Origin of the sequence: Duganella sp. Root198D2 (genome assembly GCF_001428585.1) — a bacterium.
Lineage (GTDB): Bacteria > Pseudomonadota > Gammaproteobacteria > Burkholderiales > Burkholderiaceae_D > Rugamonas.
In genome coordinates, this window is record NZ_LMIC01000005.1 from 129,410 (window position 1) to 143,262 (window position 13,853).

Genomic DNA, 13,853 nt, shown 5'->3' on the forward strand with positions numbered 1-13,853 from the left:
CATGAACCTTGTGCTGCAAGGCGTCGGCGAATGCACCGCCCGCCTGCAGCGCATCGCCGCCCTGACCGCACCCAAGAACGTGGTGGCCATATCCGGCAACGCCCTGCGCTGCGAAGGAATCAGCTTCACCCCGGCCCTGCGCCAGACCATCGAAATCGCGGCCCAGGCAGCCCAGCTCGATGCCACCTACATGATGGGCCTGCGCCGACTGGACGAATTCAAGCTGGTAGCGATGGACATGGATTCGACCCTGATCACCATCGAATGCATCGACGAAATCGCCGACATGCAGGGCCTGAAGCCGCAAGTCGCCGAGATCACCGAAGCCGCCATGCGCGGCGAGCTCGATTTCTCCGAAAGCCTGAAACGCCGCGTGGCGCTGCTGGAAGGCCTGGACGCATCCGCCCTGGAACGCGTCTACGAAGAACGCCTGCGCCTGTCGATGGGCGCCGAAGACATGCTGAGAGCCGTACAAGCCGCCGGCCTGAAAACCCTGCTGGTATCGGGCGGCTTCACCTTCTTCACCGAACGCCTGAAAGCCCGCCTTGGCCTCGACTTCACCCGCGCCAACGAACTGGAAATCGTTGACGGCAAACTGACCGGCAAGGTAATCGGCGAGATCGTCGACGCCACCGTCAAGCGCAGCACCGTCGAACACGTATGCGCCGCCATCGGCATCCTGCCCGAGCAAGCGATCGTCATGGGCGACGGCGCCAACGACCTGAAGATGATGAGCATCTCCGGCATGTCGGTCGCCTTCCGCGCGAAACCGGTCGTGCGCGAACAAGCCAACGTCGCCCTCAACTACGTCGGCCTGGACGGCATCCTCAACCTCCTAGCGCATTAAAAGTCGGGGTCAGGTCCGGCAATCGGACATTTTCGGCGATCAGAACAGTTCATCCAGCAGTGAAACTGGAGCTTTCTTCGGTCCAGCTTATGGACACCGTACTGGACCAGGAATCGCTCCTGAAGTGATGCGCCAAACTCGCCGAGGCAATTCCAGGCTATCGCCAGGTCCTGGTAGCGATCAGCAATGTCGACTCGCCCGGCATCGCGTCTTGGCGAATACTGCAATCGGAATCGAGGTTCGGCACTTCAATCGTGACCCCGGCGGGAAAGAAGGATGAGTAAAAACTCGATCTCCGGTTCGCGACGTTGTGTAGAGCCAAGTTGTTGGTCTCTTCGAGCAGCGCCTACCGCTGATGAGGGAATTCCTGCGGTCCTCATGTCACATCCCGCTTAATTCGAACTTCGTTGAAAAATAAGGTCGCCAGGCGCGAAGCTATAAAGAGGGCATGCCGGAAGCTCTGACCCAATGTACCCGCAGCGACGCAGGAGTGCCTGCGAACGATCATTTTCCGGGGTAGTCGTGGCCCAGAACTCTGTGACTGCAAAGCCTCGCTCCAGTTCTTCGTGAAGCCATAATAATCCTGTCGCGGCGTGTCCACGGCCCCAATATTGAGGCCCAAAAAGGAACGCAACTTCGGCTAATTGGTGATGTACCGTCGCTTCAAGGCGCCCAAGCATCGACCCGGCTTCGTCGCGCACAAGATAGTTAAGCCAAAGCTCTCCCTTAACATCCTCGCCAGGTCCCGCAATTGCACGCTCCAGTCCGAGCTTGAACTCCGAAAGGCTTGGTGGCTTCTCTTCGATGTGCAGATAGACGGCAGGATGGAGCAGGACTCCGGCCAGCTCGTCGAGATGTGAAGCCAGCAGGTTTTCGAAGTGCAAGTTTAGTGGCATGGACATTGATAGGTCTGGAAACGGACTTGCCTTCATCTGGTCTGCTTAATCGAGCTTCAAGTCGAAGGCTTCCGGCAATCCTTCGCCTGCGCAGCTCCAAAAGCCAAAGACATCATTGCGCTAGCACGCATTTTTCTGATCAAGATTTTGGGCTTGACGGCTAAAGCTCAGGCCACAATGCCGCGTTCGCGCAGAGCAGAGATTTCGGCCGCACTGACGCCCAGCAATGACAAAACGCTGTCAGTGTGCTCGCCCAGCGTCGGCCCTTGCCAACGCACTTCACCTGGCGTCTCCGATAGCTTCGGTACGATACCCGGCATCTTCACGTGCACCCCATCCGGCAGCTCCGTGTCCAGCAACATGTCGCGCGCCTGATAATGCGGGTCTGCGACGATATCCTTGACCGAGTAGATCCGGCCCGCCGGCACCTCGGCGCGCTCCAGCACCGCCAGCACTTCGTCAATGGTATGCGCGGAAGTCCAACCGGCGATTGCGGCGTCGATCAGCTTTTCCTGTGCCGCGCGGCCGTCGTTCTGTGCGAACTGCGGGTCATCCGCCATGTCGGCGCGGCCGATTGCATGCATCAGGCGCTTGTAAATCGGATTGCTATTGCCTGCAATGACCACATAAGAGCCATCGCGCGTCGGATAGGTGTTGGAAGGAGCAATGCCCGGCAGCGCACCGCCGCTACGTTCGCGCACATGGCCCAGCAGGTCATACTCCGGCACCAGCGATTCCATCAGGTTGAACACGCTCTCGACCAGCGACACATCAACCACCTGGCCATCGCCATGGCCCATCTTCACACGCAACACCGACATCAGCGCGCCCATCACAGCATGCAAGGAGGCCAGCGAATCGCCAAGGCTCACGCCAACGCGTGCCGGCACGCCGCCCGCCTCACCCGTGGTGTAGCGAATCCCGCCCATTGCCTCGCCAATCGCGCCGAAGCCCGGACGGTCTTTATACGGGCCGGTCTGGCCGTAGCCGGAAATACGCACCATGGTCAGCCTGGGATTCAAGGCGTGCAGCAAGTCCCAGCCCAGGCCCAGCTTCTCCAGCGCGCCCGGCTTCATATTCTCGATCAGCACATCGGCATCCGCGCACAGCTGCTTGACCAGGTCGATGCCCTCCGGCGCCTTCAGGTTGATGGAGATGGACTTCTTGTTACGCGACTGCAGGTACCACCAGAGCGAGGTCCCCTTGTGCAGCTTGCGCCATTTGCGGATCGGGTCGCCCTCGCCCGGCGCTTCAACCTTGATGACTTCCGCCCCGAACTCCGCCATCAGCCGCGCTGCGAACGGCGCAGCGATCAGCGTCCCGATTTCGATAACTTTAATTCCCTGCAGCGGACCCGCCATTTCGCACACTCCTCTTGCAATTACATTATCATTAGCGCCAAACCAATCATTCTAACCGGAGGCGAAAAATGCTGTACAAGGGAAGCTGCCATTGCGGCAATGTGAAGTTTGAAGCAGAAGGCAATATCGAAGGCCTGGTAGCCTGCAACTGTTCCATCTGCCAGCGCAAGGGCGCGTTGATGTGGTTCATACCGCGCACCAGCCTGAAATTGCTGACGCCGGAAGAAGACCAGGCAACCTATGTTTTCAACAAGCACGTCATCAAGCACCGCTTCTGCCCGAAGTGCGGCATCCACACCTATGGCGAGGGAATTGCCCCTGGCGGCGGACTTATGGCAGCAGTCAATGCCAACGTGCTGGAAGACATTGAACTGGGCGCTTACCCTGTCACGCATTACGACGGACGCAAACTGTAAGGAACCAATATGGCACAAGAACTCGTGTTCGACGAACAGACCCGCTCCGCCAAGGACTGGGCGTTCTGGCTGTACCTCGGCCACGGCCTGAGCGTATTCTTCACGCTCGGCGCCGCGTCCTTTATTCCCCTGATCCTGAATTACATCAAACGCGATGACAGCGCCGGTACCTTCGTCCACAGCCACCATGGATGGATGATCCGCTCGTTCTGGTGGTACCTGGTGTGGATGGCCATTGGCTGGCTGCTGTTCATCACCATTTTCGGCATGCTGTTCGCCCTGATGGTCTGGGGCGGCGCATGGCTGTGGAAAATCTACCGCCTGATTCGCGGCATCTCTGCCCTCAATAACAACGCCCCGGTCGGCAATTAATTCATAACGTGCGCAGGAAGGCCACCAGGTCGGCCTTTTCTGCCGCAGTCAGTTTCGTCTCGAGGATCAGGTTGAAGAATTCGACCGTATCCTCGAGCGTCAGCAACCGCCCGTCATGCAGGTAAGGCGGCGATTCCTTGATGCCCCTTAGCGGGAAAGTCTTGATCGGGCCATCGCCCACCATCATTGCGCCCTTCGCTTCATGCTGTTTGAAGAATCGCTCCGTGTGCAAGTTATGCATCATGTTGTCGCTGAAATGCGGCGGTGTGTGGCACGTCACGCACTGGGCCTTGCCGAAAAAGAGCGCCTGGCCGCGCAACTCTTGTTCATTGGCCTTGCGCGGATCGAGCTTGCCGGTGACGCCCAGTTTTGGCGCGGGCGGGAAGTCGAGCAGTTCCTGGAATTCGGCCATGAAGTGCACCTGGCTGCCCCGTTCCAATACGTTGACGCCCTTCTTGGTCGCGATCACCGGGTCGCCGTCAAAATACGCCGCACGCTGTTCGAACTCCGTGAAATCCTCCACCGATTTCAGCGCGCGCTGCGAACCGAACAGCCGCTGCAGGTTGACACCACGCAGAGATGGGGTATCAATGCGGTGGCGGAATGCCTGCGGCCGCGCATCGCCTGCCAGGTGGGTTGAAGCGTTGGTGTGTCCATTCGCGTGGCAGTCAAAGCAGGTGACGCCGCGGCTTGGCCGTTCCGAGCGGCGGTCTTCGGACTGGTTGAATTGTTGCTGCGGAAATGGCGTCAGCAGCAGGCGCAAGCCCTCAAGCTGCTTGGGATTCAGGATGCCGTTGAACATCTGGTGGAAGTTATCGATGGTCAGCAGCTTGCCCTTCGAGACGTCGCCCAGGTCCGGGCGCGTGGTCAGGAACATCGGGGCGGGAAATTCCGGCAGCAGGTGATCGGGGAAGTCGAACGCCAGGTCGAAGCGATTGAGGTCGCGCTGTTCCTGCTTCTTGATTTCGTCAATGTGGAACTGCGGGAACAGCATGCCGCCTTCCGGATGATTCGGGTGCGGCAACGGCAGGAAGCCCAGCGGATAAAGGCTTTTCTCGCGGATTTCGTCCGGGCTCATGGCGCCCAGTTTGTCCCAGGTGGCACCGCGCGGCAGTTTGACCCGGATGCCCTCCTGGACCGGTTTGCCGCGGAACATGGTGACCCCGTTCGCAGGCCGGTTCGACAAGTCATAGCGGGTTTCAAGGAAAGCCGCCTGCTCACGCAGCAAGCCCGCCCGCGCCGCCTTCATCCGCTCAAATGTGGTCTGAAAATCTTCCTTCGCCACCACGGGCATATAGCTGGATGGTGGTGCCGCGGAAATCAAACAAGTAGCGCCACACAGCACGGCGCCTGCTGCAATCTTAAGAATTTGCATGACGGTCTCCCCTCGCTTGATGTCCGACCAATTTAAGCAAGTAGGGAGACTCGATCAATACGCGCACGCCATTGTATTGATCTATCGCATAGATAGCTAACTAGCGGTTCGCGAGGAACGCTGCGACCTTGCGCACCTCTTCGACCAGTGATGGTGAATTTTCATGAGTCCAGCTATCGTCGCACCAGTCGCAGTTGTTCCACAGATCTCCCATCCAGCCTACTGCAATATCAGGCAAATTTTCAGGCTTTTGTCTTACCCGAAAGGTCGCCATAGAAATCCCAGATCTCAGGATGTGCCTCGCCGAGCTCATCGTTTGCAAGTTCCGCGACTACCGGGAGCTCGCCCAAGTCTCCCACGTCACACCAGAACTCGACAGCAATTCGATTCAGCTCCTGGCGCCAATCGACCATACTCACAGCTTTGCCAAGGCGCCCTCGATGTCCGCGATCAGGTCGTCGGGATCTTCGAGGCCGATGTTGAAGCGGACCAGGGTGCCCTTCTCTTTCCAGCTCTTGCGCATGGCCTGGATGCGGTAGGGAATGCACAGGCTGTGCGCGCCGCCCCAGCTATAGCCGATGCCGAACAGTTCGAGCGAGTCCACGAAGCGGTCGGTCTGCGCTTCGGTGAACTTTTCGTCGAACAGGACCGAGAACAGGCCGCCGGCGCCGGTGAAGTCACGCTTCCAGTTTTCGTGGCCGGGGCAGTCTTCGAATGCCGGGTGCAGCACTTTGCGGATCTCGGGACGGGCCTTCAGCCAGCTTGCCACTTTGCGCGCGGATGCGTCGTGGGTTTCGAAGCGAATCTTGAGTGTGGGCAGGTTGCGCAGCACGAGGTAGGTATCGTCGGCGCTGACGCCCATGCCCAGCCGCATGTGGGCCATGCTGAGGCGTTCATGCAGCAGTGGATCGCGGGTGACCAGGGCCCCCATCAGCACGTCGGAGCCGCCGGACTGGTATTTGGTCAGCGCCTGCATCACGATATCGACGCCAAGGTCGAAGCCGCGCAGCGCCAGGCCGGCGGACCAGGTGTTGTCGAGTGCGACCAGCACGCCCTTTTGCTTCGCGGCGTCGCAGATCGCGCGCAGGTCCGGCACTTCCATCGAAACCGAGCCGGGAGCCTCAGTCCAGATCAGTTTTGTGCTGGGCTGGATCAGCTCTGTGATGCCGGCGCCGATCATCGGGTCGTACAGCCGAGCTGTGATGCCGAAGTCGTTCGACATCCATTTGGCGAGGTCGCGGTTGGGGCTGTAGACGTTGTCGGGCAAGAGGACGTCGTCGCCGGATTTCAGCAGCCCGAAATTGCACATGGCGATGGCTGCCAGGCCGCTGGGGGCCAGCAGGCAGTGCGTGCCGCCTTCGATTTCGGCAAGGCGGGCCTCCAGCGTGAACGTGGTAGGAGTGCCGTGCAGGCCGTAGGTATAGGCGTTCTTTTCTTTCCAGTCGCCAGAGCGCATGGCGGCGACGTTCTTGAACAGGACGGTGGACGCGTGGTGGATGGCGCTGGGGAAAGCGGCGAAGCCTTCGGGCGGCACGTAGTCCGTGTGGATGATTTGGGTTTGGAGGTGCTTTTTGGTCATGGGACCTATTCTAACCAAAACCGAATCGAATTCCGCGGCCGCTGAACAGACAGGGTCTGACCCTATGGGTCAGACCCTGGTTTACCGGTTTTACTGCGCCTCGCCCCACAGGTCGTGCGCATCGGCAGTGGTGATCTCAACATCAAAGAACTGCCCAACCGCCAGCTTCTTCTTCGGATCGAACGGACGCTTGACGTGCACCACGCCATCAATTTCCGGCGCATCCGCAGCCGAGCGGCCAATCGCGCCGCTAGGCGTCAGTTCATCGATCAGCACTTTCACCGTCGTGCCAACCTTGGCCTTCAAGCGATTGCGCGAAATCTCTTCCTGCAGCAGCATCACACGGCCACGGCGCTCTTCGCGCACTTCTTCCGGCACCGGGTTGGCCAGTTCGTTGGCGGTGGCACCTTCCACTGGCGAGTATGCGAAGCAACCCAGGCGGTCAATCTGCGCTTCCTTCAGGAAGTCCAGGAGGTACTCGAATTCGGCCTCAGTCTCGCCTGGGAAGCCAGCGATAAAGGTTGAACGGATCGTCAGGCCCGGATTCATTTCGCGCCATTTCAGGATGCGCTCGAGGTTCTTCTCGCCGGAGGCCGGGCGCTTCATGCGCTTCAGCACATCCGGATGCGCGTGCTGCATCGGAATGTCCAGGTAAGGCAGAATATGGCCGTCGCCCATCATCGGGATGATCTCATCCACGTGCGGGTAAGGATAGACATAGTGCATACGCACCCACGCGCCATACTGCTTGGCCAACTCGGCCAGGGACTGGGTCAGCTGGGTCAGGTGGGTCTTCACCGGACGTCCATTCCAGAAGCCGGAACGGAACTTCACGTCCACGCCGTAAGCGGAAGTATCCTGCGAAATCACCAGCAGTTCCTTCACGCCGGCCTTGAACAGGTTCTCCGCTTCCAGCATCAATTCAGCGATCGGGCGCGATACCAGGTCGCCGCGCATCGAAGGGATGATGCAGAACGAGCAGCGGTGGTTACAACCTTCGGAAATCTTCAGGTAAGCATAATGCTTCGGGGTCAGCTTGATGCCCTGTGGCGGCAGCAGGTCGATAAACGGCTCGTGCGGCTTCGGCAGGTGGGTGTGCACCTGGGCCATCACCTCGCCCACAGCGTGCGGACCGGTTACGGCCAGCACCTTCGGGTGGACCTTCTGGATGATGTCGTCACCGTCTTTATCTTTTTTGGCGCCCAGGCAGCCGGTCACGATGACCTTGCCATTTTCGGCCAGCGCTTCGCCGATGGCGTCCAGCGATTCCTGCACCGCAGCATCGATGAAGCCGCAGGTGTTCACGATCACGAGGTCGGCGCCGTCGTAGGACTTGGCGGTTTCGTAGCCTTCAGCGCGAAGCTGGGTCAGGATCTGTTCGGAGTCGACCAGCGCTTTCGGGCAGCCGAGGGAGACAAAACCTACTTTTGGGGCTGGAGTGCCGTCGGCGGGAGTGAGGCGAATGATTTGCTTGGATTGCATGGCAGAGAGCTGATGATTCAGGGCAATCCACCATTATATCAAAAAATAGGGGCATATCCCATTTTCCGCACAGCGGAAAAATCGGGAATGCCCCTATTTTTTTGACTTACTTTTTATCGGCCGGAGGCGGCGCGAACGGGAAGGTGCCGAAGATATTCTTGCTCTGGTTCTGCATTTGCTCCTGCATTTGCACAAACAGGCTCTTCGACTGGTCGATGTAGTTATTCATCATGCCCTGCATGATAGGCGCTTGCACGTTCATAAACTGGGTCCACATTTCGGGGCTAAAGGAATTGCCATCGAACGTCGCGGCGCCCTGCGTGAATTTGCGCTGGATATCAGTAAATGCCTGGATATTCTTTTCCAGGTAAGAGCCCATCATGCCCTGCATTGCATGACCGTAGAAGCGGATGATTTGTGCCAGTACGTCGGTCGAGAACATCGGAACGCCACTCGCTTCCTCTTCCAGGATGATCTGGAGCAGGATGCTGCGAGTCAGGTCTTCATTTGACTTGGCGTCAACGACGGTGAATTCCTCGGCATCGAGCACGAGTTGCTTCACATCCGTCAGGGTAATGTAGGAACTGGTCTGGGTATCGTAAAGACGGCGATTTGGGTATTTCTTAATCAAACGTTCAGTACTTTTCTTTGCACTACTCATCGCTGTGTCCCGTTGATAATATTTTCAAGCCCATTATAGGGCGAAAAAAAAGCTTTTGGCACGACAATATTGCATTGCAACTTAACGTTGCCGAGGTTCAATCTGCCTTTGCCTTTACATAACGCCCAGGTGCTGGCTCGATCGGTTCATAACTGGCGCTGCCCAGTTTGCTGCGCGCCTTCACGTCCTTGCCGCCATTCGCCGCCAGGAACTCCGCCCATTCACCCCACCAGCTTCCCGGATGTTCGGCCGCACCATTGAACCACTCATCGTGCGAGGCCGGGCGGGCATCATTGGTCCAGTAACTGCGCTTTTTCTTCGCGGCCGGATTAATCACGCCGGCAATGTGGCCGGAGGCGCCCAGGATGAACTTGTTCAGTTCCGGATTCTTGTTGTTCAGCAGCTTGGTCGACTGGTAGGCCGAATTCCACGGCACGATATGGTCTTCACGCGAAGCATAGATAAAGGCCGGCGCCTGGATCTTCGACAGGTCGACTTTTTCGCCGGCCACGGTCAGCTTGCCCGGTACTTTCAGGCTGTTTTCCAGATAGGTGTTGCGCAAGTACCAGCAGAACATCGGGCCTGGCAGGTTGGTCGAGTCGGAATTCCAGTACAGCAGGTCGAACGGCGGCGGCTCGTTGCCCTTCAGGTAGTTCGACTGCACATAGTTCCACACCAGGTCGTTCGGGCGCAGGCTGGAGAATGTGCTTGCCAGGTCGCGTCCCGGCATCAGTCCGCCGGATTTCAGGGTCTGCTCACGCAACTGCACCTGTGGCTCGTCCACGAACACGTTCAGCACGCCGGTATCGCTGAAGTCCAGGAAAGTGGTCAGCAGCGTGATGCCGGCCGCCGGCTGTTCGCCGCGCGCCGCCAGCACCGCCAGCGCTGTTGACACCAAGGTACCCCCGACGCAGAAACCCAGCACGTTCAGCTTGTCCTGCCTGGTAATTTCACGGGCGATGCTGATGGCGTTGATCACGCCCTTCTCGATGTAATCGTCCCAGGTGGTGCCGGCCAGCGACTGGTCAGGATTGCGCCAGGAGACCAGGAACACGGTGTTGCCCTGCTTCACCGCGTAGCGCACCAGCGAGTTCTCGGGCTGCAGGTCGAGAATGTAGTACTTGTTGATGCAAGGCGGCACCATCAGCAGCGGGCGCTCGTGCACGGTCTTGGTCAGCGGGGTGTACTGGATCAGCTGGAACAGCTCGTTCTCGTACACCACCTGGCCCTCGGTAGTGGCCAGGTTGCGGCCCACTTCGAACGCCTTTTCGTCGGACAGGGAAATATGGCCCTTCTGGATATCGCCCAGCAGGTTGGCCAGGCCCTTGGTCAGGCTTTCACCCTTGGTTTCGATCAGTTTCTGGTGCGCTTCCGGGTTCGTAGCCAGGAAGTTGGCGGGCGACATCGCGTCGACCAGTTGCTGCACGGCGAAGCGGATCTTCTGTTTCTGGTGGGGGCTCGCGTCAACGGCTTCCGCCATTTGCATGAGGAATTTGCTGTTTAACAGGTATGATGCCGCATTGAACGCGGACACCGGGTTGCCCTGCCAGGCTTCGGACGAAAAGCGCCGATCCTTCAAGGAAGGCGCTTTACCGGTGGTCAGGAACTCCTGCCACAGCGCACCGAACTCGCCCATGTATTGGTTTTGCAGCTGCTCCATCGCTTCAGGGCGCACGGTGGCGCCGGCATCGCGCAGCAGCGCGGCGCCAGGGACAGCATCCATCTCCGGCATCATCTTGAACCAGGATTGCCATTGGTTTGGATCGCTGATTTGCGCCATCCATGCGTTTGCGAAGGCTTGCGGGTCGGGCATGTTCATTTTTGAGTCCATTCAGAATTTAAAAAGACTACTTATGTTGATTGTTGCTGTTGCCTGGCTCTACGTCACCATCCTGATGGCGTTCACGGAACCAACCGTGGTCGCCGGGATCATGACTTTCCTGCTGTACGGCGTGTTGCCATTAGGAATACTATTTTATCTAACTGGCGGCAAACGCCGCAAACGCAAACGGGCAGCCGAAGCCGCCCGTCGTGATGATCCGCCTACTCCTTGATCCAGATCAAAGTCGCCTGTCTTCCGGTGACCTTGTCCCTGCGGTAGGAATAGAAGCGGCTGGCGTCGGTAACCGTGCATAAACCGCCGCCAGACACCGCCGTCACCCCCACCCTGCGCAGCGCAAGCCGCGCCAGCGCATAAATGTCCGCCAGGTACTTGCCCGGGATTCCCGGTCTTGCGACGAAGGCGGCGCGTACTGCCGCTTCCTCCACAGCCGCGCCATCGGCGCTGGCCAGGAAGGCCGACAGGACGTCTTCACCGACCTCGAATTCCTGCGGGCCGATCGCCGGGCCAAGCCAGGCGATGATCTCGCCCTCGCCTGCCTCGGCACGCATGGCTTCCACCGTCGCCTCCAGGATGCCGCCGGCAAGGCTGCGCCAGCCAGCGTGGGCTGCGCCGACCACGCTGCCGGCGCGGTTCGCCAGCAGGACCGGCAGGCAATCCGCCGTCTGGATGGCACACACGGCTCCCGGCATGGCAGCAAAGCTGGCATCCGCCTCCGGCACTTCGCCCCGCCCAAGACGGTCGGCGCGGACCACGGCAGTACCGTGGACCTGCGACAGCCAGGCCGGCTCGCTCGGCAAGCGTCCGCGCAGGATGGCCCGGTTAAATGCCACATTCGATGGATCGTCGCCGACGTGGACGCCGAGGTTCAAGCCGCCGCCCGTGGTGGGGATGGCCTGCGGCCCCGGTCCGTACGGCTCCGGGCTCACGCCACCGCGCCGCGTGGTACAGACAAAACCGATATTGGCGGGGGCGTCGGGCCAGTCAGGCACCAGCCATTGGGCCCCTTGGAAAGATTGCTGCATTTATTCGTCGTCGAATTCGTCGTCGTAGATGTCGTAGTCTTCGTATTCGCCGTGCTCGGAGGCGGCAGCCGACAGGACCGATTCATCCGGCTCCTCGATGGCCGCGCGCTCCATCAGCTCCTTGAAGTCATCCGCCAGCGGCACCAGCCACTCCACCGGCTCGCCGGTCACCGGATGCACCAGGCCGAGGCGGCGCGCCTGCAGCGCCTGGCGCGGGAACACGCCGGCCATGTGCTGCTTGCCGTAGACCTGGTCGCCGATCAGCGAGAAACCCAGGTGCGCCATGTGGACGCGGATCTGGTGGGTGCGGCCCGTCTCCAGGCGGCACTGCACCAGCGATACCGGACGGCCGTCCAGCACGCCTTCAGCCAGGCGCTGGTAATGCGTAATCGCAGGCTTGGAGCCCATACTGGTCGATACCGCCATCTTGACGCGATCCTTCTGGTCGCGGCCCATGGACGCATCGATGGTGCCGCTCATGCGCGGCGTGCCCCATACGATGCACCAGTACACGCGTTTCACGGTACGCGCCTGCAGCTGGCGCACCAGGTCGGTCTGGGTCGGCAAGTCCTTGCCCACCACCATCAAGCCGCTGGTATCTTTGTCCAGGCGGTGCACGATGCCGGCGCGCGGCACGCCACCCAGCTGCGGCCAGCGATGCAGCAAGCCGTTCAGCATGGTGCCGGACCAGTTGCCGGCGCCCGGGTGAACCACCAGGCCTGCCGGTTTATTGATCACCAGCAGGTTGTCGTCCTCGAAAACCACGTCCAGCGGCACGTCTTCAGGCGCGAATGCCACGTCTTCCGGTGCCGGCTGCGGAATGACCAGGATTTTTTCGTCGCCATAGACGGTGGCGCGGACTTTGGCCGGCTTGCCATCGACAGTAACATGGCCTTCTTCAATCCAGGATTGCAGGCGGCCGCGCGAAAACTGCGGCACCAGGCGGGCCACAACCTTGTCCAGGCGCTCGCCGCAGTCGGACTTGCTCAGTTCGAGCTCGATCGGCGCGAGGGGATCGGCCGTTAAATCACCTTCAAAATCGGCGTCAAAATCATTATCAGGCACTTGTTCTGCCGAATTCATCTCAGGTTTCAATATCACAGCATTCCCATCGGCTATAATCAGCCAAGTTTAGTATTTTGGTTAACGATTCCTTGCACATCAACATGCAAAAAAAATTATCAGTAGTTGCAGCAACAGTCGTACTGTTTAGTTTGTCAGCTTGTGGCCTGTTACCAGAACGTGCAGACGAGACTCGAGGCTGGTCCGCAACGAAATTATACTCGGAGGCCAAGGAAGAACAGGCCAGCGGCAACTATGAACGTTCCGTTCAGCTGTTCGAACGCCTCGAATCCAGCTATCCGTTCGGCACTTATGCGCAACAGGCGCAGATGGAAATCGCCTATTCCCACTACAAGTCGCAAGACCAGGCACAGGCGCTGGCCGCAGTGGAGCGCTTTATCAAGCTGCACCCGAACCACCCGAACGTTGACTACATGTACTACCTGCGTGGCCTGGTGAACTTCAACGATTCGATCGGTTTGCTGAACTTCCTGTACGAACAGGATCCGGCAGAACGCGACCCGAAAGCAACCCGCGAAGCGTTCGCCGCCTTCAAGGCACTGGTCGAAAAGTTTCCTGAAAGCAAATACGCGCCGGATTCGATTGATCGCATGAAGTACCTGATCAATGCGATGGCGAAGTATGAAGTGTACGTGGCGCGTTACTACTACCGCCGCGGCGCCTACCTGGCAGCAATCAACCGCGCCCAGGGCGTACTGACCGATTACGCGGATTCGCCGTCGATCGAAGAAGCACTGGCCATCATGTATCGCGGCTACGACAAGATGGGCAACTTCACCCTGCGCGATGATACCAAGCGCGTCTTCGACAAGAATTTCCCTGACAGCAAGATGCTGGCGGAGGACGGTTTCAAGAAGAAGGCCTGGTACAACATCTGGTAAGACCGGCAATCCGGTGCCTGGCCCACAGGGCCCGG

Annotated in this window: 14 protein-coding genes and 1 pseudogene; 5 read left to right on the forward strand and 10 right to left on the reverse strand. The window is 59.4% G+C overall.

Annotated features, from left to right (window positions below; all coding sequences use genetic code 11):
• Nucleotide 1: 1 nt before the first annotated feature.
• The gene (gene serB / locus ASE26_RS07865) at nt 2–847 is read left to right on the forward strand and encodes a phosphoserine phosphatase SerB (RefSeq protein ID WP_055926813.1); all 846 of its coding nucleotides are present in this window, start codon (nt 2–4) and stop codon (nt 845–847) included.
• Here serB and ASE26_RS31405 read toward each other — a convergent pair.
• The 3 genes and pseudogenes from ASE26_RS31405 to ASE26_RS07875 all read right to left on the reverse strand — a co-directional run.
• A pseudogene (locus tag ASE26_RS31405) lies at nt 844–1,053 on the reverse strand (hypothetical protein); the annotation flags it as partial. The gene serB and the pseudogene ASE26_RS31405 sit on opposite strands and share 4 nt — an antisense overlap.
• A gap of 186 nt (nt 1,054–1,239) precedes the next feature.
• Complete coding sequence (locus tag ASE26_RS29735) at nt 1,240–1,779, reverse strand: GNAT family N-acetyltransferase (RefSeq protein ID WP_229207064.1); 540 nt, start codon at nt 1,777–1,779, stop codon at nt 1,240–1,242.
• A gap of 131 nt (nt 1,780–1,910) precedes the next feature.
• Nucleotides 1,911–3,104 (reverse strand): CaiB/BaiF CoA-transferase family protein, encoded by a 1,194-nt coding sequence (locus tag ASE26_RS07875; RefSeq protein ID WP_055926553.1) that lies wholly within the window; start codon nt 3,102–3,104, stop codon nt 1,911–1,913.
• 68 nt (nt 3,105–3,172) lie between these two features.
• On the opposite strand from ASE26_RS07875, the gene ASE26_RS07880 reads away from it, so the two are divergent.
• Both ASE26_RS07880 and ASE26_RS07885 read left to right on the forward strand, forming a co-directional pair.
• The gene (locus ASE26_RS07880) at nt 3,173–3,520 is read left to right on the forward strand and encodes a GFA family protein (RefSeq protein ID WP_055926555.1); all 348 of its coding nucleotides are present in this window, start codon (nt 3,173–3,175) and stop codon (nt 3,518–3,520) included.
• A gap of 9 nt (nt 3,521–3,529) precedes the next feature.
• Nucleotides 3,530–3,892 (forward strand): hypothetical protein, encoded by a 363-nt coding sequence (locus ASE26_RS07885; protein ID WP_055926557.1) that lies wholly within the window; start codon nt 3,530–3,532, stop codon nt 3,890–3,892.
• 1 nt (nt 3,893) lies between these two features.
• Here ASE26_RS07885 and ASE26_RS07890 read toward each other — a convergent pair whose 3' ends face one another.
• The 5 genes from ASE26_RS07890 to phaC form a co-directional block, all read right to left on the reverse strand.
• On the reverse strand, nt 3,894–5,267 hold the full coding sequence (locus tag ASE26_RS07890; protein WP_057245942.1) for a hypothetical protein: 1,374 nt from the start codon (nt 5,265–5,267) through the stop codon (nt 3,894–3,896).
• A gap of 415 nt (nt 5,268–5,682) precedes the next feature.
• Nucleotides 5,683–6,846, reverse strand: coding sequence for a cystathionine beta-lyase (locus ASE26_RS07895; protein ID WP_055926561.1), 1,164 nt, complete (start codon nt 6,844–6,846; stop codon nt 5,683–5,685).
• Nucleotides 6,847–6,936: 90 nt separating this feature from the next.
• Entirely contained in the window at nt 6,937–8,328 is a 1,392-nt protein-coding gene (gene rimO / locus ASE26_RS07900) for a 30S ribosomal protein S12 methylthiotransferase RimO (RefSeq protein ID WP_055926563.1), read from the reverse strand.
• A 106-nt stretch (nt 8,329–8,434) separates the two neighbouring features.
• Nucleotides 8,435–8,989: a polyhydroxyalkanoate synthesis repressor PhaR gene (gene phaR, locus ASE26_RS07905; protein ID WP_055926565.1), complete on the reverse strand. Its 555-nt coding sequence runs from the start codon at nt 8,987–8,989 to the stop codon at nt 8,435–8,437.
• A gap of 97 nt (nt 8,990–9,086) precedes the next feature.
• Nucleotides 9,087–10,808, reverse strand: coding sequence for a class I poly(R)-hydroxyalkanoic acid synthase (gene phaC, locus ASE26_RS07910; RefSeq protein WP_057245943.1), 1,722 nt, complete (start codon nt 10,806–10,808; stop codon nt 9,087–9,089).
• On the opposite strand from phaC, the gene ASE26_RS07915 reads away from it, so the two are divergent.
• Complete coding sequence (locus ASE26_RS07915; protein ID WP_373922072.1) at nt 10,801–11,043, forward strand: hypothetical protein; 243 nt, start codon at nt 10,801–10,803, stop codon at nt 11,041–11,043. The genes phaC and ASE26_RS07915 overlap by 8 nt on opposite strands.
• On the opposite strand, the gene pgeF is transcribed toward ASE26_RS07915, so the two are convergent.
• Nucleotides 11,033–11,854: a peptidoglycan editing factor PgeF gene (gene pgeF, locus ASE26_RS07920; protein WP_057245945.1), complete on the reverse strand. Its 822-nt coding sequence runs from the start codon at nt 11,852–11,854 to the stop codon at nt 11,033–11,035. The genes ASE26_RS07915 and pgeF overlap by 11 nt on opposite strands.
• Nucleotides 11,855–12,937 (reverse strand): RluA family pseudouridine synthase, encoded by a 1,083-nt coding sequence (locus tag ASE26_RS07925; protein WP_055926573.1) that lies wholly within the window; start codon nt 12,935–12,937, stop codon nt 11,855–11,857.
• A gap of 83 nt (nt 12,938–13,020) precedes the next feature.
• Between ASE26_RS07925 and ASE26_RS07930 the strand changes: the two genes are divergently transcribed.
• Complete coding sequence (locus ASE26_RS07930) at nt 13,021–13,818, forward strand: outer membrane protein assembly factor BamD (protein WP_055926575.1); 798 nt, start codon at nt 13,021–13,023, stop codon at nt 13,816–13,818.
• The last annotated feature ends 35 nt before the right edge of the window (nt 13,819–13,853 follow it).

Excerpts from the sequence above, each read along its gene's own strand:
- serB (WP_055926813.1), top strand. The coding sequence starts at position 2 with ATGAACCTTGTGCTGCAAGGCGTCGGCGAATGCACCGCCCGCCTGCAG.
- ASE26_RS29735 (WP_229207064.1), bottom strand. The coding sequence starts at position 1,779 with ATGAAGGCAAGTCCGTTTCCAGACCTATCAATGTCCATGCCACTAAAC.
- ASE26_RS07875 (WP_055926553.1), bottom strand. The coding sequence starts at position 3,104 with ATGGCGGGTCCGCTGCAGGGAATTAAAGTTATCGAAATCGGGACGCTG.
- ASE26_RS07880 (WP_055926555.1), top strand. The coding sequence starts at position 3,173 with ATGCTGTACAAGGGAAGCTGCCATTGCGGCAATGTGAAGTTTGAAGCA.
- ASE26_RS07885 (WP_055926557.1), top strand. The coding sequence starts at position 3,530 with ATGGCACAAGAACTCGTGTTCGACGAACAGACCCGCTCCGCCAAGGAC.
- ASE26_RS07890 (WP_057245942.1), bottom strand. The coding sequence starts at position 5,267 with ATGCAAATTCTTAAGATTGCAGCAGGCGCCGTGCTGTGTGGCGCTACT.
- ASE26_RS07895 (WP_055926561.1), bottom strand. The coding sequence starts at position 6,846 with ATGACCAAAAAGCACCTCCAAACCCAAATCATCCACACGGACTACGTG.
- rimO (WP_055926563.1), bottom strand. The coding sequence starts at position 8,328 with ATGCAATCCAAGCAAATCATTCGCCTCACTCCCGCCGACGGCACTCCA.
- phaR (WP_055926565.1), bottom strand. The coding sequence starts at position 8,989 with ATGAGTAGTGCAAAGAAAAGTACTGAACGTTTGATTAAGAAATACCCA.
- ASE26_RS07915 (WP_373922072.1), top strand. The coding sequence starts at position 10,801 with ATGTTCATTTTTGAGTCCATTCAGAATTTAAAAAGACTACTTATGTTG.
- phaC (WP_057245943.1), bottom strand. The coding sequence starts at position 10,808 with ATGAACATGCCCGACCCGCAAGCCTTCGCAAACGCATGGATGGCGCAA.
- pgeF (WP_057245945.1), bottom strand. The coding sequence starts at position 11,854 with ATGCAGCAATCTTTCCAAGGGGCCCAATGGCTGGTGCCTGACTGGCCC.
- ASE26_RS07925 (WP_055926573.1), bottom strand. The coding sequence starts at position 12,937 with ATGAATTCGGCAGAACAAGTGCCTGATAATGATTTTGACGCCGATTTT.
- ASE26_RS07930 (WP_055926575.1), top strand. The coding sequence starts at position 13,021 with ATGCAAAAAAAATTATCAGTAGTTGCAGCAACAGTCGTACTGTTTAGT.